Raw genomic sequence first — 23,316 nt, forward strand, 5'->3', positions numbered from 1 at the left:
CTTATTTAATAACAAATTATTTCTTCTTAAAAAGAGGAACCGAAGAACAAGCTTCGCCATACATAACACTTTTAGCAACTTTTTGTAGTTTTAAAGTTGCCCACAAATAGGCATTTGTAGGTACAGGTTTATTACTGCACCCCTTTATAATAACAGGTGCATCTTTATAAGGGGTTACATCTAAATTAGAGATAATTGTTTTATACAAAACCGTATCTAACTCATTTAAATTTCCATTAAAAACCATTTTAACATATGGTTCTAATTTTGTTGCAATTAACATATATGCCCAACCGGGTATTATTGCATCTGTACTACAAGTAACAGCTACATAAGCATCTTTATAGTTTTCCCAATTATAAGTGTCTAAGCTTGCTCTAAACTCTTTTTCTTTAAGGATTAAGCCTTTGTAAAGCCAAGAACTCACATCTAACACTTCTCTTTTACCTTCTGGATAATACTCCTCTAGGTCTAGTGTCATTAGTTTACTTTGAGATACTCTATTTACTATTTCATTTTCCATTTTCAGAAAATTAAAGTAATCCGATTTCTAATTTTGCCTCTTCGCTCATTAGATCTTGTGTCCAAGGTGGATCAAAAGTAATTTCTACAATAGCTCCTTTAACTTCATCTATAGATTTCACTTTTTCTTCTATTTCTACTGGTAAAGATTCTGCCACAGGGCAATTTGGTGATGTTAAAGTCATTAAAATTTTAACCTCATTATCTTCATTTACAAAAACATCATAAATTAACCCTAATTCATAAATGTCTACAGGAATTTCTGGGTCATATATAGTTTTTAATACATTAACTATTTTTTCTCCTAAGTCCTTTGTTTCTATATTGTCTGCCGTTTCGCTCATAATATTCTATTTTAGTTGTGTTTGGTATGCTACAGCGTATAGTTTTATCTGTTTAATCATACTAACTAATCCATTTGCTCTGGTAGGAGACAAATGTTCTTTTAATCCAATTTCATCAATAAAATTGGTGTTTGCATCTATAATATCTTGTGGTTTTTGATTGCTAAATGCACGTATTAATATTGCAATTATTCCTTTGGTAATAATGGCATCACTATCTGCTGTAAAAACCAATTTATCTTCTTGTAGCTTAGCATGTACCCATACTTTACTTTGACAACCTTTAATTATATAATCATTAGTCTTAAATTCCTCTTCAATTAAAGGCAAAGATTTTCCCAAGTCTATCATATATTCATAGCGTTGCATCCAATCATCAAACATGGAGAACTCGTCTATAATTTCTTCTTGGATTTTATCAATTGTCATACCTACTATTTTTTACAAAAGTACGATAGGATTCTTTGGGATTCAAACCTTTAGGAAAATGATAACTATTCCTTCTTTTACATTAGCATATTACGTGCTCTTTCTACACCTGCAACCATTACATCTATTTCTTCTTTTGTGTTATAAAAACTAAAGCTAGCTCTTACGGTTCCTGGAATTTTATAAAAATCCATGATTGGTTGTGCACAATGGTGTCCTGTACGCACAGCAATTCCTAATTTATCTAGAATAGAACCAATATCATACGGGTGCAAGCCTTCTATATTAAAAGAAATTACTGCCGTTTTATTTGTTGATGTCCCGTAAATTTTAAGTCCGTCTATAGTTAACAATTTTTCTGTTGCATATTCCAGAAGTTCTTCCTCGTATGTAGCAATATCTTTAAAGCCTATAGCATTCATATAGTCTAATGCTGCAGCAAAAGCAATACCGCCACAAATATTAGGTGTACCGGCCTCAAACTTATGAGGTAAATTTGCGTAGGTAGTTTTTTCAAAAGTAACCTCTGCAATCATTTCTCCACCTCCTTGGTATGGTGGTAATTTTTTTAACCACTCCTCTTTACCATAAAGCATACCTGCTCCTGTTGGGCCACAAACTTTATGCGCAGAAACGGTATAAAAATCTACATCTAAAGCTTGCATATCTGCTTTTATATGTGGTGCAGCCTGTGCGCCATCTATTAAAACAGCAGCACCTACTTTATGCGCTTCTTTTATTATTATTTCAACAGGGTTTACTGTTCCTAATGCATTAGATACATGGTTACAGAAAACTAATTTTGTTTTGTTTGATAATAACTCTTTATAGGTGTCAATTACCAACTCACCCTCCAAGTTCATTGGAATAACTTTAAGAACTGCTCCTGTACGTTCACAAAGCATTTGCCATGGAACTATATTAGAATGATGCTCTAAGGCGGATACAATAATTTCATCGCCAGCAGATAAAAAGGCACCAAAACCATTGGCCACCATATTAATACTATGCGTAGTACCTGAAGTAAAAATTACTTCGTGTGATTTTGCTATATTAAAATGTTTTTGAATAGTTATACGAGCTTGCTCATACTTATCTGTAGCTTCTTGCGATAGAGCATGTACACCACGATGAATATTAGCATTGTAAGAGCTATAATAATCTACAATAACATCTATAACCTGTTGAGGTGTTTGGGATGTTGCTGCATTATCAAAATATACTAATGGTTTTCCGTTAACCTCTCGGTTTAGTATTGGAAAGTCTTTGCGAATTTTGGTAATATCTATCATAATACTTCTGCTAAGTTGCAAAGATAATCACTAGTCTATAAAGAAAAGTACATTCTAATATAAACCTTAAAAAATAGCATACGCTGCTAATAATTTAAAAATATATATAAAGATTCTGTACGCAATTTTATATAAAAAACGACACTATTAAAGTGTCGTTAAATATTTTTATGCTTTTAAGATAATTTCTTGTTAAAAAGAAATCTTTAGCCTTCTACAAATCAAACCCTAAATTAACACCTAACTTATTGGCTATTAATTTATTAATCCTTACTTTAAGTTCAGGTATGCGTACACTTTCTAAAACATTATTAGCAAAGGCATACATTAACAAAGCTCTAGCTTCTTTTAATGGAATACCTCTAGATTGTAAATAGAACAAAGCATCTTCATCTAACTGACCAATAGTACATCCGTGAGAACATTTTACATCATCTGCAAAAATCTCTAATTGTGGCTTGGTATTTATAGTTGCTTTATCACTAATAAGAATATTATTATTTTGCTGAAAAGCGTTTGTTTTCTGTGCAATTTTATCTACTATAATTTTTCCATTGAATACTCCTGTAGAACTCTCTCCATAAATACCCTTATAGTCTTGGTGACTTTCACAATTTGGCTCTATATGGTGTACCAAAGTATGGTGATCTACGTGCTGCTTTTCCCCTAAAATTGTTACTCCTTTCATAATAGAGTCTATATATTCTCCATTCTGATAAAAGTTAAGGTTATTACGCGTTAATTTACCACCAAAAGAAAAGGTATGCACCTTAACAACACTCTTATTTTTTTGATCTATATATGTATTATCTATTAATGATGCGCTAGCAGAATCATTTTGCACTTTATATATATCTACAATAGCATTATCTGCTGCAAAAACTTCAGTTACTGCATTTGTTAATACATTATTGCTTGTTAAACTCTGGTGCCTTTCTATAATTTGTACTTCAGCATTTTCCTCTACAACCACTAAATTTCTTGGTTGCAACATTAAAGAAGCCTCATTGCCTGTAGCAAAATGTAAAATCTCAATAGGCTTTTTAGGCATTTTATTTTTAGGAATATAAATATATGCTCCTTCTCTACTAAATGCTGTGTTTAATGTAGTTAAAGACTCGTCCTTAGATGCTACTTTATTAAAGTAAACATCTATAACTGGCTTATACATTTCTTTAGTTAAAGCTGCACTCATTAAACAAATATCTACACCATCATGCGTAGTCTCTGATAAATAAGAGCTATAAACCCCATCAACAAAAACAATTTTATACGTATCTATCTCATGTAAAAAGTATTTTTTTACATCTTTATACTCTATCGTATTTTCTGTCTTTGGAAAAAGACTAAAATCTATTTTACGTAAACTATTTAAAGAAGTGTATTTCCACGCTTCTTCTTTTTTAGTTGGAAAACCTTTGGTTTCAAAATTCTTAATAGCTTCGGTACGAATATCGTGAACTGAATGCTCTACATCCACATTATTCTCAAATGCCATAAAGGAAGAAACTAGTTTATCTTTTAATTCCATTTTTTAAGTATTAAGTAATTAGTATTAAGTAATTAGCTCTTTATACTAATTACTTTTTACTCTGTACTAATTAAACTGTAGCTTCATTTTTAAGCCAATCGTATCCTTTTTCTTCTAACTCTAGAGCGAGTTCTTTTCCTCCAGATTTTACTATTTTTCCATTATGTAAAACGTGTACAAAATCTGGCACTATATAATCTAACAAACGTTGGTAGTGTGTAATTACCAATACAGCGTTGTCTTTACTCTTAAGTTTATTAACTCCGTTAGCTACAATACGTAAAGCATCGATATCTAATCCAGAATCAGTTTCATCTAAAATAGCAAGTTTTGGTTCTAACATTGCCATCTGGAAAATCTCATTACGCTTTTTCTCACCACCTGAAAAACCTTCGTTTAAAGAACGTGATAAGAATTTACGGTCTATTTCTAAAAGCTCCGACTTTTCTCTAATTAGCTTTAACATGTCTTTTGCAGGCATTTCTTCTAATCCCTTTGCTTTTCTAGACTCGTTAATTGCCGTTTTCATAAAGTTAGTTACAGAAACTCCAGGAATTTCTACAGGATATTGAAAAGACAAAAATACTCCTTTGTGTGCTCTTTCTTCCGGAGAAATATCTTCTAAATCTTCTCCTTCTAATTCCACAGAACCATCGGTAACTTCAAAATTTTCTTTTCCAGCTATTACAGATGCCAAGGTGCTTTTTCCAGAACCATTAGGGCCCATTATTGCATGAACCTCACCCGCTTTCATCTCCAAATTAATTCCTTTTAAAATCTCCTTGTCTTCTACTTGTGCATGTAGATTATTAATTTTTAACATTGTCTTCTACTTTAAATATTCTGGTGCCTTAGGCATTTTATTATAATCGTCTTTTTGATGCTGAATATAAACTTTTGCATTTTTTTCTTTTACAAAAGCTTCAAAAGCTTCCATACTTGCTAGTGTTTGCTCTACATCAAAATTAAAACTTGGTACTCTTTTATGTATTCTATTTTCGTATAAATGATATAAATCTCCAGATAATAATACTGGCCCATGTTCTGCTAAATCTATAAACAAAACTTGATGTCCTGGTGTATGACCTGGCATAGATTTTATAACTACGCTTCCATCATTAAAAACATCAAAATCTCCATTCAACTTTTTAACGTTTGTTAGCTCTTTTATTGCTTTAAAATTATCTGTTTTTTGTGATTCCTCACTTGTAATAAAACTATGTTCTACTTCTTGTACTAACCATGTTGCATCTTTAAAAACATTGGCATTCCCAGTATGATCAAAATGTGTATGTGATAAAGCAATGTATTTAAAATCAGCTGGGGTTAATCCAATACTTTTTAATTGGTTAGCTATAGAATCTTTCCTAGAAACTGTAAAATTACCATCTGGAGAAGTAAATGGTTCTGCTGAACCTACCAAACCTTCTGGTAAACCTGTATCCCAAATTAAATTTCCTTTAGGGTGTTGTATTACATAAAAAGCATCCGCAAATTCTTTAGATTGTCCGTGATAGGTAGTATCCTGGGAAAATATCTCTAAATTATTTACCAGCACTGTTCCGCCATTAAAAGTATAAAGTTTAACCTCAGGTTTTTTTACCTCTTCAGCTACGCTTTCTTCTACTTTTTTAGGGGCTTCTTTACAAGCAACAAAAAGTGAAATAGTAAATACAACTGTTAGTATCTTTTTCATTTTCAACCTACTTATAGAATTATCCTACAGAACCTTCTAAACTAATCTCTAATAATTTTTGAGCTTCTACTGCAAATTCCATTGGTAATTTATTCAACACCTCTTTACTAAAACCATTAACAATAAGTGCAATAGCCTTCTCAGTATCAATCCCTCTTTGGTTACAATAGAAAATTTGGTCTTCTCCTATTTTACTAGTTGTTGCCTCATGTTCTATTTGAGCGCTCTTATTTTTTGCTTCTATGTAAGGAAAAGTATGTGCGCCACACTCATTACCCATTAGTAAAGAATCGCACTGTGAGAAGTTTCTAGCATTTTCTGCTCTAGAACCTACTTGTACTAATCCACGGTAACTATTCTGAGATTTTCCTGCAGAAATACCTTTAGAAATAATAGTACTCTTGGTGTTTTTTCCAAGGTGAATCATTTTTGTTCCAGTATCGGCTTGCTGGTAATTATTTGTAACAGCAATTGAATAAAACTCTCCGATAGAATTGTCTCCTTTTAAGATACAAGAAGGATATTTCCATGTTACAGCAGAACCAGTTTCTACTTGTGTCCAAGATACTTTTGCATTCTTTTCGCAAATAGCTCTTTTAGTTACAAAATTATAAACCCCACCTTTACCTTCTGCATTACCAGGAAACCAGTTTTGTACCGTTGAGTATTTTATCTCCGCATCGTCCAAAGCAATAAGCTCTACCACTGCTGCGTGTAATTGATTTTCATCTCTGGATGGCGCTGTACAACCTTCTAAATAACTTACATAACTACTTTCATCGGCAATTACCAAAGTTCTTTCAAATTGCCCTGTACCACCTTCATTAATTCTGAAATAAGTAGATAATTCCATTGGGCATTTTACACCTTTTGGAATATAACAGAAAGAACCGTCTGTAAATACCGCTGAATTTAAAGCTGCATAAAAATTATCTGTTTTAGGAACTACAGTTCCCATATATTTTTTAACTAATTCTGGATGTTCTTGTATTGCTTCAGAAATTGGCATAAAAATTATACCCTTTTCTGCTAATGTCTTTTTAAAAGTAGTTGCTACAGAAACAGAATCTACAACAATATCTACCGCAACATTTTGCAATTTCTTTTGTTCATCTACAGAAATACCCAGTTTTTTATACATTTCTAATAACTCTGGATCCACATCGTCTAGCGTCTTGTTAGGGTCTGCTTTTTTTGGAGCAGAATAATAACTTATTGCCTGAAAATCTGGTTTCTCATAATTTACGTTTGCCCATTCTGGCTCTTCCATGCTTTCCCAAACACGAAAAGCATCCAAACGCCAATCGGTCATCCATTGTGGTTCGTTTTTCTTTTTAGAAATAGCACGAACAATATCTTCATTCAGCCCTTTAGGGAAAGTATCTGATTCTATATCTGTATAGAAACCATATTCATATTCTTTGGTTTCTAATTCTTTCTTTAATTCCTCTTCTGTATATGCCATCTTCTTATTTTATAATGAAAAACTCTCTCCGCAACCACATGTTCTTTGGGCATTGGGATTGTTAAACACAAATCCTTTACCATTGAGACCACCAGAATATTCTAAAGTGGTGCCAACTAGGTATAAAAAACTTTTTTTATCAACAACAATACGCACTGCATTGTCTTCAAAAACCTTATCAGATTCTCCTATATTTTTATCAAAATCTAACTCATAGGACAACCCGCTACAACCACCACTTTTAACACCAACACGTACATAATCCGTGGTAGCATCAAAACCTCCTTCGGTCATTAAGTCTACAACTCTCTTTTTTGCTGTTTCCGATACTTGAATCATAGTTAACTGGATTAAATCTAAATAGTTTACAAATATATGTTATAAGTAGGATTTTTTGCTATAAACTTACATTAATATAACGCAAATAGACATAAGTTTTCTTTATACAACAACATCTAACCCCATAGAAACTATGGTTCTTAATTCTAGGATCCTTATTTTTGCATTATGTTAGAAGACAAAAATCAGGAAAGAACATCTTTAGAAAGTTTAGGAGAATTTGGACTTATAAACCATTTAACAAAGAACTTTAAGATAACTAAAACCTCAACTATAAAAGGTATTGGCGACGATGCCGCTGTATTAGATTTTAAAGATAAAAAAGTGGTTGTATCTACAGATTTATTGGTAGAAAATGTACATTTTGACCTTAGTTACATGCCTCTTAAACATTTGGGGTACAAAGCTGTGATGGTAAATCTATCGGATATTTATGCCATGAATGCTAAAGCAACTCAAATTACTGTTTCTATTGCTGTTTCTAATAGATTTCCTTTAGAAGCATTAGAAGAATTATACGCCGGAATAAAAACTGCTACGGATAAATACAAAGTAGATTTAATTGGTGGAGACACCACCTCGTCTACCAAAGGCATGTTAATTAGTATTACTGCTATTGGCGAAGCTAATGAAGAAGATATAGTATACCGTACCGGTGCTAAACCAAAAGATTTACTAGTTGTTACTGGCGATTTAGGTGGTGCTTACATGGGATTACAAATTTTAGAAAGAGAAAAAGAAGTTTTTAAAGTAAACCCTAATAACCAACCAGATTTAGAACCTTACTCTTATATTGTTGAAAGGCAATTAAAACCTGAAGCTCGTAAAGATATTCCGGAATTACTTAAAGAATTAGGTGTACACCCAACTTCTATGATAGATATAAGTGACGGCCTTTCCTCTGAAATTTTGCATTTATGCGAAAACAGTAAGGTTGGTATTAATTTATATGAAGATAAAATTCCGTTAGATCCAACCGTAATTTCTACTTGTGAAGAGTTTAATTTAGATAGTACTACGGTTGCTTTAAGTGGTGGAGAAGATTATGAATTATTGTTCACTATAGACCAAAAAGAATTCCCAAAAATTAAGGGCAATCCTAACTTTTCTGTTGTGGGGCATACGACAGAAGAGAATGAAGGTGCTTTCTTAATCTCCAGGAATAATTCTAAAATTCCAATAACCGCTCAGGGCTGGAATTCGCTCGCCAAAGCATAGATTAAGCTACTTGCTGTGCAGCAGCTCTGTGTCTTTTCTGATAAATATCCTCTAAGGTGTTATTTATGTCTTGTAATTCTGGAGTTAAAGCAGATAAGTTTCCACTAACATCTGTTGTAACCTCTCTAGCGCAATGAATGCATTTGTATTCTTTAATGTGCGAAGTAACTTTTTTAGACACAGCGTAGTGATGTCCAAAAATACTGCATATGTATTTCTTCATAATGTAGGTTTTTTTTAGGTGTATTTATGCGATTTGGGGACCTATAAATACAAAGTTCTTAATTTTGGTTATGGTGTTAATAATACTTTTTAAAACACTGTGAAGAGATAACGGCGTATATCTGTTTTTTATTGGCAAAAACAAATAAAATTCTCGTTTTTTCGATGAATAACCAATAATTCGATAAACTGTATTTTTATATCGATAAAAGACACAAAATTATAACTAACTAAAAAACAAACAAATATCTAACTAGTTGAAAGAAAAGGATTACGTGTTGAGCTGCTTTCTATTTTTTACTCCATATTTTACTATCTTACCCTAGATTACAAATTATATGAATACAACCAAAGATATTTTAATTACAGCCTTTGCTCTGTTTTCTCTATTCTTTGGTGCTGGTAATTTAATTTTACCTCCTTTATTAGGTTTTAAATCTGGTAATCTTTGGGGTTTAGTTACTATTGGTTTTTGCATTTCCGCAGTAGTAATACCAATATTAGGCATACTTGCCCATGCAAAACTACAAGGCACTATCTTTGATTTTGGCAAAAAAGTTTCTCCTACCTTTAGCTTAGTATATTCTTTTATTGTGTATGCAATATCTATAAGTTTACCTTCTCCCAGAACAGCATCGGTAACCCACGAAATGGCAATTACGCCTTTCTTTAATTCAACATCACTTACTACGAGTATTATTTATTTTTCCTTGGTATTTATTTTTGTACTAAATAGATCTAAAATTTTAAATGTAATAGGTAAAATTTTAACTCCTGCTATTATCCTAATTTTACTTTTAATTATAGGAATACTAACTTTTTCTTTTGATTTTTCTTTTGGCAACACACTTTTTACCAGTCCTTTTACCGATGGTATATTAGAAGGTTACCAAACTTTTGATGCTATTGGTGCTGTAGTTGTTGGTGGTGTTATTATAGTTTCTATCCAAATAAAAAATAAAGAGGATAGCTATGAAACTAAAAAAACTTTAATTAGAAAAGCTGGATGGGTAGCAGGGCTAGCTCTATTTTTAATATATACGGGATTAGCTGTTTCTGGGGCGCTGGTTCATAATTTTTTTGATTCTGAAATAAGCAGAACAGCCCTTTTAACAGGATTATCTAGCCTAAGCTTAGGGAATATTGGGAACTTATTTTTAAGTATTTTAGTTAGTTTAGCTTGCTTTACTACTGCAGTAGGAATAGTAACTGGAACGGCAGATTTTATAAAATCTAGATGCAATAATTCTAGTCAAGCATATATTATTACAGCAATTATAGGATGTCTTTTAGGAATAGTAATAGGGCAATTTAATGTAGGGTATATTATAGCAATAGCTTTGCCAGCTCTTATGTTTATTTATCCTATTACTATTGTGTTAATTTTACTTAATAATCTTCCAGAAAAATACGCTTCAAACATAGTTTTTAAAAGTGTAGTTATAGCTACTATTCTTTTTAGCATTCCAGATTTTATAAATAGCATTCCATTCATTAGTCTCAAACCAACTATTTTTTCTTGGATACCCTTACAAAAATATAGTATGGGCTGGGTGCTGCCTGCTTTAGTTGTTTTTATTATTTCTAATTGGTTAGCAAAACCTACCCATGAATAGATTCTGATTTGCCATAGTTTTTAATTATTTCTCCTTCTTTTTCTAAAAGGTTTTTCCATTGCTTATCCACATCAATACCTTCTCCATATTTGCGGGCAAATCCTAAAAACGTTTTGTAATGACCAGCTTCGCTAATCATTAACTCACGATAAAAGGTAGATAATTCTTCATCTTTAATATTATCGGAAAGAACTTTAAAACGTTCACAACTACGTGCTTCTATCATAGCAGAAAACAATAATCTGTTTACAAGAGCTTGTTGCCTGCTTCCTCCTTTCATTTGCACTTTAAAAAGCTCATTTACGTAACTATCTTTCCTTTCTCTTCCTAATTTATAACCGCGCTTTTTTATAATTTCATGAACCATCTGAAAATGCTCTAATTCTTCTTGCGCCAACGCTAATAAGTCTGTTACTAAATCTTCGTGTTCAGAATTTAAAGAAATAATAGTAATTGCATTGGTTGCTGCTTTTTGCTCGCACCACGCATGGTCTGTTAATATTTCTTCAATATTACTTTCCACTAAGTTTGCCCAACGTGGGTCTGTTGCTAATTTTAAACCAAGCATAATTATAACTTTAAAACTGTTTTCTAATCTAAATGAGTTTATTGTAACGAATTAACTATTCATTAAAGTCTCTATCTCATTAACCTCTATAGGAATATTTGCCATAAGATTAAAAGGCGCTCCTTTTTCTTGAATAACCACATCATCCTCAATACGAATACCCATTTTTTCTTCCGGAATATAAATACCTGGCTCTACCGTAAATACCATATTAGCTTTCATAGGGGTTTTTAACGCCCCATAATCGTGAGTATTTAACCCTATATGATGACTGGTTCCATGCATAAAATACTTTTTATATGCTGGCCAGTTTACATCTTGACTCTGAACATCGGCCTTATCTAACAAACCTAATCCTAATAACTCAGATGTCATTATTTTACCACATTCTTTATGGTATTCTGCCCAAATAGTTCCAGGAACCAACATTGCAGTTGCTTCATTTTTAACTCTTAAAACAGCTTCATACACTGCTTTTTGCCTTGTAGTAAATTTTCCATTTATAGGAATTGTACGTGTTAAATCTGATGAATAATTGGCGTATTCCGCAGCAACATCCATTAGGATTAAATCGCCATCTTTACATTGCTGATTGTTTTCTATATAATGTAAAACATTGGCATTATTACCTCCAGCTATAATAGGTGTATATGCAAATCCTTTAGAACGGTTACGAACAAACTCATGTAGCAACTCTGCTTCTATCTCATATTCCCAAACACCTGGCTTAATAAAATCTAATAAACGACGAAATCCTTTTTCTGTTATATTGCACGCCGTTTGCATTAAAGCAATTTCCTCTGGCTCTTTTACTCCTCTTATTTCTTGTAATATAGGGTTACTTTTTGCATATAAGTGTGCTGGAAATTGTTGTTTACATTTTTGGATGAACCTATCTTCCCTAGTTTGGGTTTCTACCGCTTGACGATAATGTTCGTTGGTATTAAAATAGATTATATCTGCTTCGGTCATTAAATCGAAAAACACCTTGTCAAAATCTGAAAGCCAATAAACTGTTTGTATTCCTGAAACTTCTGTTGCTTTTTCTTTAGTTAATTTCTCGCCTTCCCAAACCGCAATATGTGCGTTGGTTTCACGAACAAATAATACTTCTCTATGCAATTTATTTAAAGCATCAGGAAACAACACTAATATTGTTTCTTCTTGATCTGCTCCAGATAAATAGAAAATATCTCTATGTTGTTCAAACGGTAAAGTACTATCTGCACTTATAGGATAAACGTCATTAGAGTTAAAAACAGCAATACTCTTAGGTTTCATCTTTGCCATGAATTTTTTGCGGTTTTTTATAAATAGTTTATTAGATATTTGCTCGTATTTCATGCTTTAAACTTTCAAAATTAGAGGTAAACCTCGGATTATTTACATCTCGATTATCGAGTAAAATTAACAAATCTATTTGGTAACCTATGTATACAAAACAAAAAAAGGAGCTTACAAACATAAGCTCCTTCCAGTTTAAATATTGGTTGTGTTTATTATTTTGACATCATATTTTTTATAACTCCAAATATTGCCATGATTACTCCTCCACCAACACCTCCGCCAGCTACACTTCCTAAAATACTAGATAAATCCATCCCTCCAGCTGCATCAGCTACTGCAGATGTATCTACTCCAGAAGCAGCTCCAGCTCCTAATCCCAACATTCCTAATAATTGTCCTCCTAAACCTCCTCCCAAAATACCAGCAATGCTATTTCCTGCGGTACCTAAAGATAAATTTTTAAACAATTTTCCTGCAACATTGCCTCCAATAGCACCTGTTACTAGTTGAATAATTAATGGTAAATACTCTTCCATAATAATGTATTTTGTTTGTTATATAGCAATAAATTAACAAAAAAATTATCAAAACAACAATTAAATAAGCTATTAAATGCTGATTTACAGTTATATATGAAAATATATGACGAAATCTTGAATTTTACCACTACAAAAGATATTCCTAACTTCCCTTTTTAAAAACATAGCAGCTTATACTTAAATGAAAATATACCTTCACATTTTAATCTTTAGTTTTTCGTTTTATTCTTTTGCTCAAAACACAAATAACGCATCAGAAAAAATTAATAAAGATTTATTAAAGAAAAATGAGCTAAAAAACACCTCATTAGTAAAAAATATAGCACTTAAAAATATAGGCCCTTCTATAATGAGCGGTCGTGTTGTAGATATTGAAGTTAATGAAAAAAATCCAACAGAATTTTATGTAGCATATGCCTCTGGTGGTCTTTGGTATACCAATAATAATGGCACGTCTTTTACACCATTAATGGACAATTCTAATACACAAAACATTGGTGATATTGCTGTAGACTGGAAAACCGGTACTATTTGGGTTGGTACTGGAGAGAATAACTCTTCTAGGTCTTCTTATGCAGGTATTGGCATATTAAAATCTACAAATCAGGGAAAAACCTGGATAAATACTGGCTTAAATAATACGCACCACATTGGTAGAATACTAATTAACCCTAATAACCCTAATGAAGTACTTGTTGGAGCAACTGGTCATTTATATACTTCTAATGAGGAAAGAGGAATTTACAAAACTATAGACGGAGGAGAAACTTGGAAAAAAACACTCTACATAAACGCTAATACTGGAATTATTGATGTGGCTTACGCTCCAAATAACTTTAATATACTATATGTTTCTGCATGGCAAAAAGATAGAAAAGGTTGGAATTTTACTAGTAGTGGCAAAGGTTCTGCTATTTACAAAAGTATAAACGCTGGAGAAACTTGGGAAAAAATTACTTCATTAGAAAATGGATTTCCAACGGGGAACGGTGTTGGTAGAATAGGACTTGCTGCTTTTAATGACAGTATTGTTTATGCGGTTCTTGATAATCAATATAGAAGAAAAACAGAAAGTAATACCATTAAAAAAACAAACAAATTAGACAAAGAGGTTTTTAAAAACATGACTAATGAAGAGTTTTTAAGTCTTGATGATAAAAAACTAAACACTTTTCTTAAAACAAATGGGTTTCAAGAAAAATATAGAGCAGAAAACGTAAAGCAAATGGTCCGAAGCGGTCTTACAAAACCTGCTGATATTACAACCTATTTAGAAAATGCTAATTCTTTACTTTTTAACACTCCTGTAATTGGTGCGGAAGTATATTTTACTGAAAATGGAGGAAAAACATGGGTTAAAAAAAATGAAGATTTTATTGATGATTTATACTATAGTTACGGGTATTATTTTGGAGAAATTAGGGTAAACCCATCTAATAAAGAACAAATTTATATTACTGGTGTTCCTTTACTATTTTCTGAAAATAATGGAGAAACGTTTTCTAACATACAAGGAAAAAATGTGCATGCAGACCACCAAGCATTATGGATAAACCCAAACTTAAAAGGGCATATTATAAGTGGTAATGATGGTGGTTTAAATATGTCTTATGATAATGGTAAAAGCTGGATAAAGTTAAATACCAACAATGTAGGACAATTTTATGCTATAAATGTAGATAACCAAGAACCTTATCATGTGTATGGTGGGTTACAAGATAATGGTGTTTGGCACGGGCCACATAATGCTCCTATAAATACAAAATGGCATCAAACAGGAGAATACCCTTGGAAATCAATTATGGGAGGCGATGGTATGCAAATAGAAATAGATTCTAGAAACCACAATATAGTTTATACTGGATATCAATTTGGAAACTACTATAGAATAAATAAAAGTTCCGGTAAAAAAACATATATACAACCAAAACATGAATTAGGAGAAAAACCATATAGATTTAATTGGCAAACCCCTATTTTACTATCTAAACATAACCAAGACATACTTTATTTAGGTAGTAATAAATTACATAGATCTTTAAATCAAGGTTCCACATGGGAAACTATTTCTAAGGATTTAACCTTAGGAAGTAAAAAAGGGAATGTAGCTTATGGCACACTTACAACAATTTCTGAATCTCCTTTTAAATTTGGTTTACTATATACAGGTAGTGATGATGGCCTTGTTCAAATCTCTAAAGACGGCGGAAGTAGCTGGAAAATAGTATCAGACAGTTTACCAAAAAACTTATGGGTAAGCAGAGTTCTAGCGTCTAGGCATAAAAAAGAAAGAGTTTACCTTACTCTAAATGGGTATAGAAATGATGATTTTACATCTTATGTGTATTGTAGTAATGATTACGGAAATACTTGGAAAAGCATTGTTAATAATATGCCTAATTCTCCAGTAAATGTAATTTTAGAAGACCCTGAGAATGAGAATTTATTATTTGTTGGGACAGACAATGGTTTATACACCTCATTTAACCAAGGAAACACCTGGGAAGTTATGCAAAACGGTTTACCTAATGTAGCTGTACATGATTTAGTTATACAAGAAGAAGCCAAACATTTGTTAGTTGGCACACATGGAAGAAGTATTTATAAAGCAAACATTAAACCATTACAAGAAACTACAGAAGATATTTTAGAACAAGACCTACATATTTATAAGGTTAAACCCATTAGGTATTCTAAAAACTGGGGAAATGCATGGAGCTCATGGAGCAAACCAGAAACGCCGGGTATAGATATTATATTTTATACCAACAGATCAAACTTATACGCTGCAAAGATTTTTTCTGAAGATAAAACTATGGTAAGCCAAACCGAAATAGAATCGGATAAAGGGTTTAATATACTTTCTTTTGATGTTGCTTTTTCTATGGAAGCAAAATTGAATTACGAAAAAAACAATACTAACAAATTAGAAACCGCCAAAAACGGAAAAACATATCTTCCTAAAGGCATTTACACAGTTTTATTAGAAAGTGAAACTGTTAAAAAAGAAACTACTTTTACAATTGAATAAAACTCTAATGTATCTTAACTATGAAACTTGTAAAAACTAAAGAATTGCCAGAAGTAGGGGTTTCTCATAATGCTGAAATTAAAAAAAAGGTTTATATAGAACGAGGAGAAATTCCGCAATTAATGATGTTTGGCTCTGCTGTTTTTAAACCTGGACAGAAAGTAGAACTTCATAAACACGACACCATGTTTGAAGTTTTTCAGATAGTAAATGGTAAAGCGCAATTTATAGTAAATAACAAAACTATAATTTTATCAGAAGGAGATTGTATTACTATTGAACCTGGAGAATTACATGCGCAAAGCAATCCTTTTAAAGTAGATGTTCATTGGAACTACTTTGGAATAGCTACAGATTAAATTGTTACAAATTTTATAGTATCTTTCTAAAAAAAACACCAATGCACTTTCTTAAAAAAATATTTTTCTTACTTCTTTTAGTTTCAGCAACAGTTATTGGCCAAAATACAGAACAGGCCAAAATAAAAACCCTAATTATTGATGGTCAAAACAACCATGACCAATGGCCAAAAATAAGCTATATGCTAAAAAAATATATGGTAGACACTAAACTGTTTTCTGTAGATTTAAGTAGAACCGCATATACATGGAAAGGAGAGAAATATATTCAAGAATACGCTCTAAATAAAAAAACCACAGAGGCTCTAAAAGACCCTAAAGCAGACCCTAACTATGCTCCTAATTTTTCTGATTATGATTTAGTTATATGCAATTTTGGCTGGAGAGCTGCTTCTTGGCCAGAAAAAACACAAAAAGCATTTGAAAAATATATTGAAAATGGTGGTGGTTTAGTGGTTTTTCATGCAGCAGACAACTCTTTTCCAGAATGGCTAGCATACAACAAAATGATTGGCTTAGGGGGTTGGGGAAACCGTAACGAAAAAGATGGTCCTTATGTATATTATAATGAAAAAGGGAAATTAATTAAAGACACCTCTCCAGGAAGTGCTGGCGCTCACGGACCACAGAGCGAATATCAAATTCAAATACGAGATAAAAAACATCCTATTACTAAAGGAATGCCTAAAATATGGCTACATACAAAAGACGAATTATATAATAGTTTAAGAGGTCCTGCAGAAAATATGTCGGTTTTAGCTACTGCTTATTCCGAGAAAGAAAACAAAGGGTCTGGGCGTCATGAGCCAGCTTTAATGACATTAGAATACGGCAAGGGACGTATTTTTCATAGTATTATGGGGCACGTAGATTACTCTATACAATGTGTTGGTTTTATTACCACTTTTTTACGTGGCGCAGAATGGGCCGCTACAGGAAAAGTTACCCAAAAAATTCCTAAAGATTTTCCTAAAAAAGACGAAACAAGTAGTAGACCTTTTCATAAAGTAAATTAATTACAACAAAAATCAAAAACCAACTAGCTAGTTGGTTTTTGATTTTTACATATCCTCAAAGAGCTTTTAAATTATAGATTTTTCTTTATTTTTTATCGACAAACTACAAAAGGGCTGTTTTATAACAACCATAAAATATAACATAGAAACTAACTAGTTTGTTAATACAAAATAAAAACATTGAAAAAAGAACGCTTCTACACTAAAATTCCCTCTTCCCAACATGAAAAAGAGCGTCTCCTTGGTTAACTACCGCTTGGTTATTAATAGCACAAATAAAACCATCATAAGGCGCTTTTATTGTTTTTATTTTAAGTGTAAAAGTATCTGTTATAATGCCTAAAACTGCATTTTTTTTAATAGATGCTCCATTTATTTCTTCTGGAATAAACATACCAGCAGTTGGTGCTCTTAACCATCTTCTATCTGTAAGTAAAATAGAAGCCTTTTTATTTAAACCTATAGCACCTTTCTCTATCATACTAAAATGTTGTAAAACATTTAACACCCCTTGTATTCCTTCAGATATGGAATGGGTATCAAAACGCATACTTTCACCTCCTTCAAAAACTACAGTGGGTTTTCCCATTTTGTGAGAAATATTTCTAAAAGAGCCTTTTATTAATTTAGAAGAAAAAGTAAATGGCGCATTAAAAGCAGTAGCCAGGTCTTTACTTAGTTCATCGCCAACAGTGTATCGTATTTGCGGATAATTACTACGTTGTGCTCCACCAGTATGTAAATCTATACCAAAATCTATTTGTGGTAATATTTCAGAAACATAACGGTATGCCATTCTACCTGCTAAAGAACCAGTTTTAGAACCAGGAAAACTTCTGTTTACATCTTTACCATCTGGAACATCTCTAGAATAATGTATAAAACCAAAAATATTTAATATTGGAACCGCAATAACTGCTCCTTTTTTTATGGCAAACTTTTTTTCGTATAACATGCGTCGTACAATTTCCACGCCATTAATTTCATCTCCATGTAAACCTGCCTGCACTAAAAGTATTGGGCCTGGCTCTTTTGCATTAAAAACATGTACAGGAATATCTATTAAAGTACCCGTAGGTAACCTGCCTATACTAATACTTACCAACTTATTTTTACCTGGAGAAACTGTTTCCCCTCCTATAACAATAGTTTTATTTTTTAAGCCCTCCATTTTTTTCAACATACAATACAATTTCTCTTGCAATATTAAGTCCTGTAGATGCTTCTATTCCTTGAAGTCCAGGCGATGCGTTTACTTCTATTAACAGCGGTCCATTTTCAGAACGCAGCAAATCTACCCCAGCAATATCTAAACCTACATGTTTTGTAGCATTAATGGCCATAAACTTTTCAGTTTTTGTAGGTTCTATTATTTCTGTAGCTCCTCCACGGTGTACGTTAGATCTAAAATCTCCTGGAGCGCTTGTTCTTTTCATGCTTGCAACAACCCTATTACCAATAACAAATAATCTAATATCTTCTCCTTTAGACTCTTCTATATATTTTTGAATAAGAATACTGGTATTCATTTTATAAAAAGTGTCTATTATAGATTTTGCCGATTTTTTGGTCTCTGCCAATATTACACCCAAACCTTGGGTACCTTCCTGTAATTTTATAATAATTGGCATTCCACCTAAAATATCTATTTGCTCTTCAATATTATCGGGATTTATAGAGAAAAGGGTATCCGGAATAGCAATTCCTTTTCTTGCCATAATTTGTAGGGTTTGCACTTTATTTCTCGCAGTTGTAATACTTTGTGCTTTTGCCACACTATACACCCCATTCATTTGAAACTGTTTTACAATAGCAGCGCCATGTTTAGTAACTGTAGTTCCTATTCTTGGTATTATAGCCTGAAAAACATTGGTTATGTTTTGTCCTTGATAAAAAATTTGAGGCTTACCTTTCCCTAGTTTAACAGCACATTTTGTATGATCAATTTGTTCTATATAATGCCCTAATTTTTGGGCTTCTTCTACAATTCTTCTTGTAGAATACACATTTACACTTACAGATAATAATCCAATATCCATACTAATTATTTAAACTCTTCTTAGTTTATTAGGTAAAAAAACAAAATTAAATTGAAAAAAAATTAGTTTTTAGCGGTGAAAATTATACTCCTTACGAAAACGTTTTCTCTGTAATAGACTATAAAACTTATGTTTATGTATTTTACAGGCTCATAAGCCCCTTATTTTTACTAAGTATAAATACTGAGTCAAAGAAAACAAAGTTTGTTAATCAAACGTTTGTGCGTTAAATTTGTCTAAAATTAATTAACCAATGAGTAAATTTTTCACATCTTCAATAGGCAGAAAATATGCAATGGCACTTTCTGCTTTATTTTTAATGTTTTTTCTTTTACAACATTTTGCAATAAACATATTATCCGTTTTTAGTCCTAATGCTTTTAATGAAGCTTCTCATTTTATGGGAACTTTTTGGGCTATACAGTATGTAATGCAACCAATTTTAATTTTTGGAGTAATGTACCATTTTATAATGGGTTTTATTCTAGAGATTAAAAATAGAAATGCTAGAGTTGTAAAGTATGCAAAAAATAATGGTTCGGCTAATTCTAGTTGGATGAGTAGAAACATGATTTATAGCGGATTAGCTATTTTAGGTTTCTTAGTTCTTCACTTTATTGATTTTTGGTTGCCAGAAATTAATACCAAATACATTCAAGGTGATATGTCTGGATTACTAGCAGATGGTGAAGGATACCGTTATTACGAAGAATTAACACATAAGTTTGTTAATCCACTAAGAGTTGGTGCTTATATCTTAGCATTTGTGTTTCTATCCTTACACCTAATGCACGGATTTAGTTCTGCGTTTCAATCTTCTGGAGTTAGCTCTATGAGAAAAGAAAAACTTCAAGCATTTGGAAAAGCTTATGCTATTATAATTCCTTTAGGTTTTATACTAATTGCTCTTTTTCATCATTTTAATCATTAATAATACAATTCTATGTCTGTATTAGATTCTAAAGTACCTAAAGGACCACTTAAAAATAAGTGGACTGATTATAAAAACCATATCGATTTAGTTAACCCTGCAAACAAACGTAACATAGATGTTATTGTTGTTGGTACAGGTTTAGCTGGTGGTTCTGCTTGTGCTACATTAGCAGAATTAGGATATAACGTAAAAGCATTTGCTTACCAAGATTCTCCAAGAAGAGCACACTCTATTGCTGCACAAGGTGGTATTAACGCTGCCAAAAACTATCAAGGAGATGGAGATTCTACCTATAGATTATTTTATGATACTGTAAAGGGCGGTGATTACCGTTCTAGAGAAGCAAACGTATACCGTTTAGCAGAAGTATCTGCCAATATTATTGATCAATGTGTTGCACAGGGGGTTCCTTTTGCACGTGATTATGGTGGATTATTAGATAACCGTTCTTTTGGAGGTGTATTAGTTTCTAGAACATTCTATGCTAAAGGACAAACAGGGCAGCAATTATTATTAGGAGCATATTCTGCAATGAACAGACAAATTGCTCGTGGTAAGATTGAAATGCACAACCGTCATGAAATGCTTGATGTTGTTAAAGTTGATGGGAAAGCACGTGGAATTATTGCACGTAACCTTATTACTGGAGAAATAGAACGCCACTCTGCTCATGCAGTTGTTATTGCCTCTGGTGGTTATGGTAATGTATATTTTTTATCTACCAATGCAATGGGGTCTAATGCAACTGCTGCTTGGAAAATACACCAAAAAGGAGCGTTCTTTGCAAACCCTTGTTATACACAAATACACCCTACTTGTATTCCTCGTTCAGGAGACTATCAATCTAAACTAACATTGATGTCTGAGTCTTTACGTAACGATGGTCGTATTTGGGTTCCAAAAAATATGGAAGATGTTTTAGCAATTCGTGAAGGCAAGAAAAAGCCAACCGATTTGTCTGAAGATGAAAGAGATTATTACTTAGAGCGTAGATACCCTGCATTTGGTAACTTAGTACCTCGTGATGTTGCCTCTAGAGCAGCAAAAGAACGTTGTGATGCTGGTTACGGTGTAAATGCAACTGGGGAAGCTGTGTATTTAGATTTTAAATCTGCTATAGAGCGTTATGGTAAAGAACAAGCTAAAATACATGGTATAACAAACGCATCTGCTCAAAAAATATATGATTTAGGTAGAGACATCGTAGAAGCAAAATACGGTAACCTTTTTCAAATGTATGAGAAAATTGTAGATGAAAATCCATACAAAACACCAATGATGATCTATCCTGCAACCCACTATACAATGGGTGGTGTATGGGTAGATTACAACTTAATGACTACCGTAGAAGGTTTATATTGTATTGGAGAGGCAAACTTCTCTGACCACGGTGCTAACAGACTAGGGGCATCTGCACTTATGCAAGGTTTAGCCGACGGTTATTTTGTTTTACCATATACCATAGGCAGTTATTTATCTAATGATATTAGAACTGGAAAAATACCAACAGACACTGCAGAATTTGATGAAGCGGAAAAAGCTGTAAAAGACAAAATAGATTTCTTTATTAATAACAAAGGAAAGAACTCTGTAGATTATTACCATAAAAAATTAGGGGTAATCATGTGGGAAAAATGTGGAATGTCACGTAATGCAGAAGGATTAAAAGAAGCTATGACAGAAATTAAAGCATTACGCGAAGATTTTTGGAAAGACGTAAAAGTACCAGGAGATGCTAACGAAATGAATCCTGAGTTAGAAAAAGCAGGTAGAGTAGCCGATTTCCTAGAACTTGGAGAATTGTTTGCTAAAGATGCTTTAGTAAGAGAAGAATCTTGTGGTGGTCACTTTAGAGAAGAATCTGTAGAATTAGATGGCGAACAAAAAGGAGAAGCAAAACGTAATGATAAAGATTTTGCATTTGTTTCTGCCTGGGAATATAAAGGAGAACCTGCAGATGCAGTACTACATAAAGAAGAGTTAGAATTTAACGATATTGAACTTAAACAACGTTCATACAAATAAGAAAAGACTATGAATTTAACGCTTAAAATTTGGAGACAAAAAGACTCGAAAACTAAGGGTCAAATGGTAGACTACAAGGTTACCGATATCTCAGAACATATGTCTTTCTTAGAAATGATGGATGTTCTTAACGAACAACTAGTAAATTCTGGAGAAGAGCCAGTAGCTTTTGATCATGATTGTAGAGAAGGTATTTGTGGTATGTGCTCTATGTATATTAACGGTGAAGCTCACGGGCCAGATAGAGGGGTAACTACATGCCAATTACACATGCGTATGTTTAAAGATGGTGATACTATTACAATAGAACCATTTAGAGCAAAAGCATTTCCTGTTCTTAAAGATTTAGTTGTAGATCGCAGTTCTTTTGATCGTATACAACATGCTGGTGGTTACATATCTGTAAATACCTCTGGTAACACACAAGATGCTAATGCAACACCTATATCTAAACATGACGCAGATGAAGCTATGGATGCTGCAACATGTATTGGTTGTGGCGCATGTGTAGCAACTTGTAAAAACTCTTCTGCAATGCTATTTGTTGGTGCAAAAGTGTCTCAGTATGCATTATTACCACAAGGACAAGTAGAAGCTACAGATCGTGTTAAAAACATGGTTGCACAAATGGATTTAGAAGGTTTTGGTAACTGTAGTAATACAGGTGCTTGTGAAATAGAATGTCCTAAAGGAATATCTCTAGAAAACATTGCTAGAATGAATAGAGAATTATTAAAAGCTACATTTAAAAGCTAAACAATAAATAACTTACCTATAAAAAACCTTAAGCTTAATTGCTTAAGGTTTTTTTGTTTTTAATTAAGTGCAATTTTTTTATTAAGTT

Annotated in this window: 23 protein-coding genes; 8 read left to right on the plus strand and 15 right to left on the minus strand. The window is 32.6% G+C overall.

The window, feature by feature from the left end; translation table 11 throughout:
- Positions 1-16: 16 nt before the first annotated feature.
- From CLV91_RS03745 to CLV91_RS03785, 9 genes are all read right to left on the minus strand, one after another.
- A complete protein-coding gene (locus CLV91_RS03745) occupies positions 17-523 on the minus strand; it encodes a DUF2480 family protein (protein WP_121064115.1) in 507 nt (168 codons plus the stop codon).
- Between the two features lie 10 nt (positions 524-533).
- Positions 534-866, minus strand: a complete 333-nt coding sequence (locus tag CLV91_RS03750; protein WP_121064117.1) for an iron-sulfur cluster assembly protein — start codon at positions 864-866, stop codon at positions 534-536.
- Between the two features lie 6 nt (positions 867-872).
- Positions 873-1,295: a SufE family protein gene (locus CLV91_RS03755; RefSeq protein ID WP_121064119.1), complete on the minus strand. Its 423-nt coding sequence runs from the start codon at positions 1,293-1,295 to the stop codon at positions 873-875.
- A 77-nt stretch (positions 1,296-1,372) separates the two neighbouring features.
- The gene (locus tag CLV91_RS03760) at positions 1,373-2,587 is read right to left on the minus strand and encodes an aminotransferase class V-fold PLP-dependent enzyme (protein ID WP_121064121.1); all 1,215 of its coding nucleotides are present in this window, start codon (positions 2,585-2,587) and stop codon (positions 1,373-1,375) included.
- Positions 2,588-2,801: 214 nt separating this feature from the next.
- On the minus strand, positions 2,802-4,118 hold the full coding sequence (sufD, locus tag CLV91_RS03765; RefSeq protein ID WP_121064123.1) for a Fe-S cluster assembly protein SufD: 1,317 nt from the start codon (positions 4,116-4,118) through the stop codon (positions 2,802-2,804).
- Positions 4,119-4,188: 70 nt separating this feature from the next.
- Entirely contained in the window at positions 4,189-4,941 is a 753-nt protein-coding gene (gene sufC / locus CLV91_RS03770; RefSeq protein WP_121064125.1) for a Fe-S cluster assembly ATPase SufC, read from the minus strand.
- A gap of 6 nt (positions 4,942-4,947) precedes the next feature.
- A complete protein-coding gene (locus tag CLV91_RS03775; protein WP_121064127.1) occupies positions 4,948-5,814 on the minus strand; it encodes an N-acyl homoserine lactonase family protein in 867 nt (288 codons plus the stop codon).
- A gap of 19 nt (positions 5,815-5,833) precedes the next feature.
- Complete coding sequence (sufB, locus tag CLV91_RS03780) at positions 5,834-7,279, minus strand: Fe-S cluster assembly protein SufB (RefSeq protein ID WP_121064128.1); 1,446 nt, start codon at positions 7,277-7,279, stop codon at positions 5,834-5,836.
- A gap of 9 nt (positions 7,280-7,288) precedes the next feature.
- Positions 7,289-7,618 carry a HesB/IscA family protein gene (locus tag CLV91_RS03785; protein WP_121064129.1) on the minus strand — a complete coding sequence of 110 codons (330 nt, stop codon included), beginning with the start codon at positions 7,616-7,618 and terminating at the stop codon, positions 7,289-7,291.
- Between the two features lie 168 nt (positions 7,619-7,786).
- On the opposite strand from CLV91_RS03785, the gene thiL reads away from it, so the two are divergent.
- Complete coding sequence (gene thiL, locus CLV91_RS03790) at positions 7,787-8,836, plus strand: thiamine-phosphate kinase (protein WP_121064131.1); 1,050 nt, start codon at positions 7,787-7,789, stop codon at positions 8,834-8,836.
- Between the two features lies 1 nt (position 8,837).
- Here the strand turns inward: thiL and CLV91_RS03795 are convergent, their stop codons facing one another.
- Positions 8,838-9,059 (minus strand): hypothetical protein, encoded by a 222-nt coding sequence (locus CLV91_RS03795; protein WP_121064133.1) that lies wholly within the window; start codon positions 9,057-9,059, stop codon positions 8,838-8,840.
- 337 nt (positions 9,060-9,396) lie between these two features.
- Here CLV91_RS03795 and brnQ point away from each other — a divergent pair, with 337 nt between their 5' ends.
- The gene (gene brnQ / locus CLV91_RS03800; RefSeq protein ID WP_121064135.1) at positions 9,397-10,674 is read left to right on the plus strand and encodes a branched-chain amino acid transport system II carrier protein; all 1,278 of its coding nucleotides are present in this window, start codon (positions 9,397-9,399) and stop codon (positions 10,672-10,674) included.
- On the opposite strand, the gene miaE is transcribed toward brnQ, so the two are convergent.
- The 3 genes from miaE to CLV91_RS03815 form a co-directional block, all read right to left on the minus strand.
- Entirely contained in the window at positions 10,661-11,242 is a 582-nt protein-coding gene (gene miaE / locus CLV91_RS03805) for a tRNA-(ms[2]io[6]A)-hydroxylase (protein ID WP_121064137.1), read from the minus strand. The genes brnQ and miaE overlap by 14 nt on opposite strands.
- 51 nt (positions 11,243-11,293) lie before the next feature.
- The gene (locus tag CLV91_RS03810; protein ID WP_121064139.1) at positions 11,294-12,586 is read right to left on the minus strand and encodes an aminopeptidase P N-terminal domain-containing protein; all 1,293 of its coding nucleotides are present in this window, start codon (positions 12,584-12,586) and stop codon (positions 11,294-11,296) included.
- Between the two features lie 155 nt (positions 12,587-12,741).
- Positions 12,742-13,065, minus strand: coding sequence for a hypothetical protein (locus tag CLV91_RS03815; RefSeq protein ID WP_121064141.1), 324 nt, complete (start codon positions 13,063-13,065; stop codon positions 12,742-12,744).
- A gap of 184 nt (positions 13,066-13,249) precedes the next feature.
- On the opposite strand from CLV91_RS03815, the gene CLV91_RS03820 reads away from it, so the two are divergent.
- Genes CLV91_RS03820 through CLV91_RS03830 form a run of 3 tightly spaced genes read left to right on the plus strand, consistent with a single transcriptional unit; the run spans position 13,250 to position 17,474 of the window.
- Positions 13,250-16,099: a sialidase family protein gene (locus CLV91_RS03820; RefSeq protein ID WP_121064143.1), complete on the plus strand. Its 2,850-nt coding sequence runs from the start codon at positions 13,250-13,252 to the stop codon at positions 16,097-16,099.
- Positions 16,100-16,119: 20 nt separating this feature from the next.
- Positions 16,120-16,458: a cupin domain-containing protein gene (locus CLV91_RS03825; RefSeq protein ID WP_121064145.1), complete on the plus strand. Its 339-nt coding sequence runs from the start codon at positions 16,120-16,122 to the stop codon at positions 16,456-16,458.
- 41 nt (positions 16,459-16,499) lie between these two features.
- Positions 16,500-17,474 (plus strand): ThuA domain-containing protein, encoded by a 975-nt coding sequence (locus tag CLV91_RS03830; protein ID WP_121064147.1) that lies wholly within the window; start codon positions 16,500-16,502, stop codon positions 17,472-17,474.
- A gap of 202 nt (positions 17,475-17,676) precedes the next feature.
- Here the strand turns inward: CLV91_RS03830 and CLV91_RS03835 are convergent, their stop codons facing one another.
- Entirely contained in the window at positions 17,677-18,645 is a 969-nt protein-coding gene (locus tag CLV91_RS03835) for a succinylglutamate desuccinylase/aspartoacylase family protein (RefSeq protein ID WP_245987133.1), read from the minus strand.
- Positions 18,626-19,513: a RimK family alpha-L-glutamate ligase gene (locus CLV91_RS03840; RefSeq protein ID WP_121064151.1), complete on the minus strand. Its 888-nt coding sequence runs from the start codon at positions 19,511-19,513 to the stop codon at positions 18,626-18,628. The genes CLV91_RS03835 and CLV91_RS03840 overlap by 20 nt, the downstream gene beginning before the upstream one ends.
- Positions 19,514-19,766: 253 nt before the next feature.
- Here CLV91_RS03840 and CLV91_RS03845 point away from each other — a divergent pair, with 253 nt between their 5' ends.
- From CLV91_RS03845 to CLV91_RS03855, 3 genes are read left to right on the plus strand one after another with little or no spacing between them, the layout of a single operon-like run.
- Positions 19,767-20,444, plus strand: a complete 678-nt coding sequence (locus tag CLV91_RS03845; RefSeq protein ID WP_121064153.1) for a succinate dehydrogenase cytochrome b subunit — start codon at positions 19,767-19,769, stop codon at positions 20,442-20,444.
- Positions 20,445-20,456: 12 nt separating this feature from the next.
- Positions 20,457-22,472, plus strand: a complete 2,016-nt coding sequence (locus CLV91_RS03850; protein ID WP_121064155.1) for a fumarate reductase/succinate dehydrogenase flavoprotein subunit — start codon at positions 20,457-20,459, stop codon at positions 22,470-22,472.
- Positions 22,473-22,481: 9 nt separating this feature from the next.
- Positions 22,482-23,228, plus strand: a complete 747-nt coding sequence (locus CLV91_RS03855; protein WP_121064157.1) for a succinate dehydrogenase/fumarate reductase iron-sulfur subunit — start codon at positions 22,482-22,484, stop codon at positions 23,226-23,228.
- The last annotated feature ends 88 nt before the right edge of the window (positions 23,229-23,316 follow it).

It is taken from the genome of Maribacter vaceletii, assembly GCF_003634105.1.
Taxonomy (GTDB): Bacteria; Bacteroidota; Bacteroidia; order Flavobacteriales; family Flavobacteriaceae; genus Maribacter_B; species Maribacter_B vaceletii.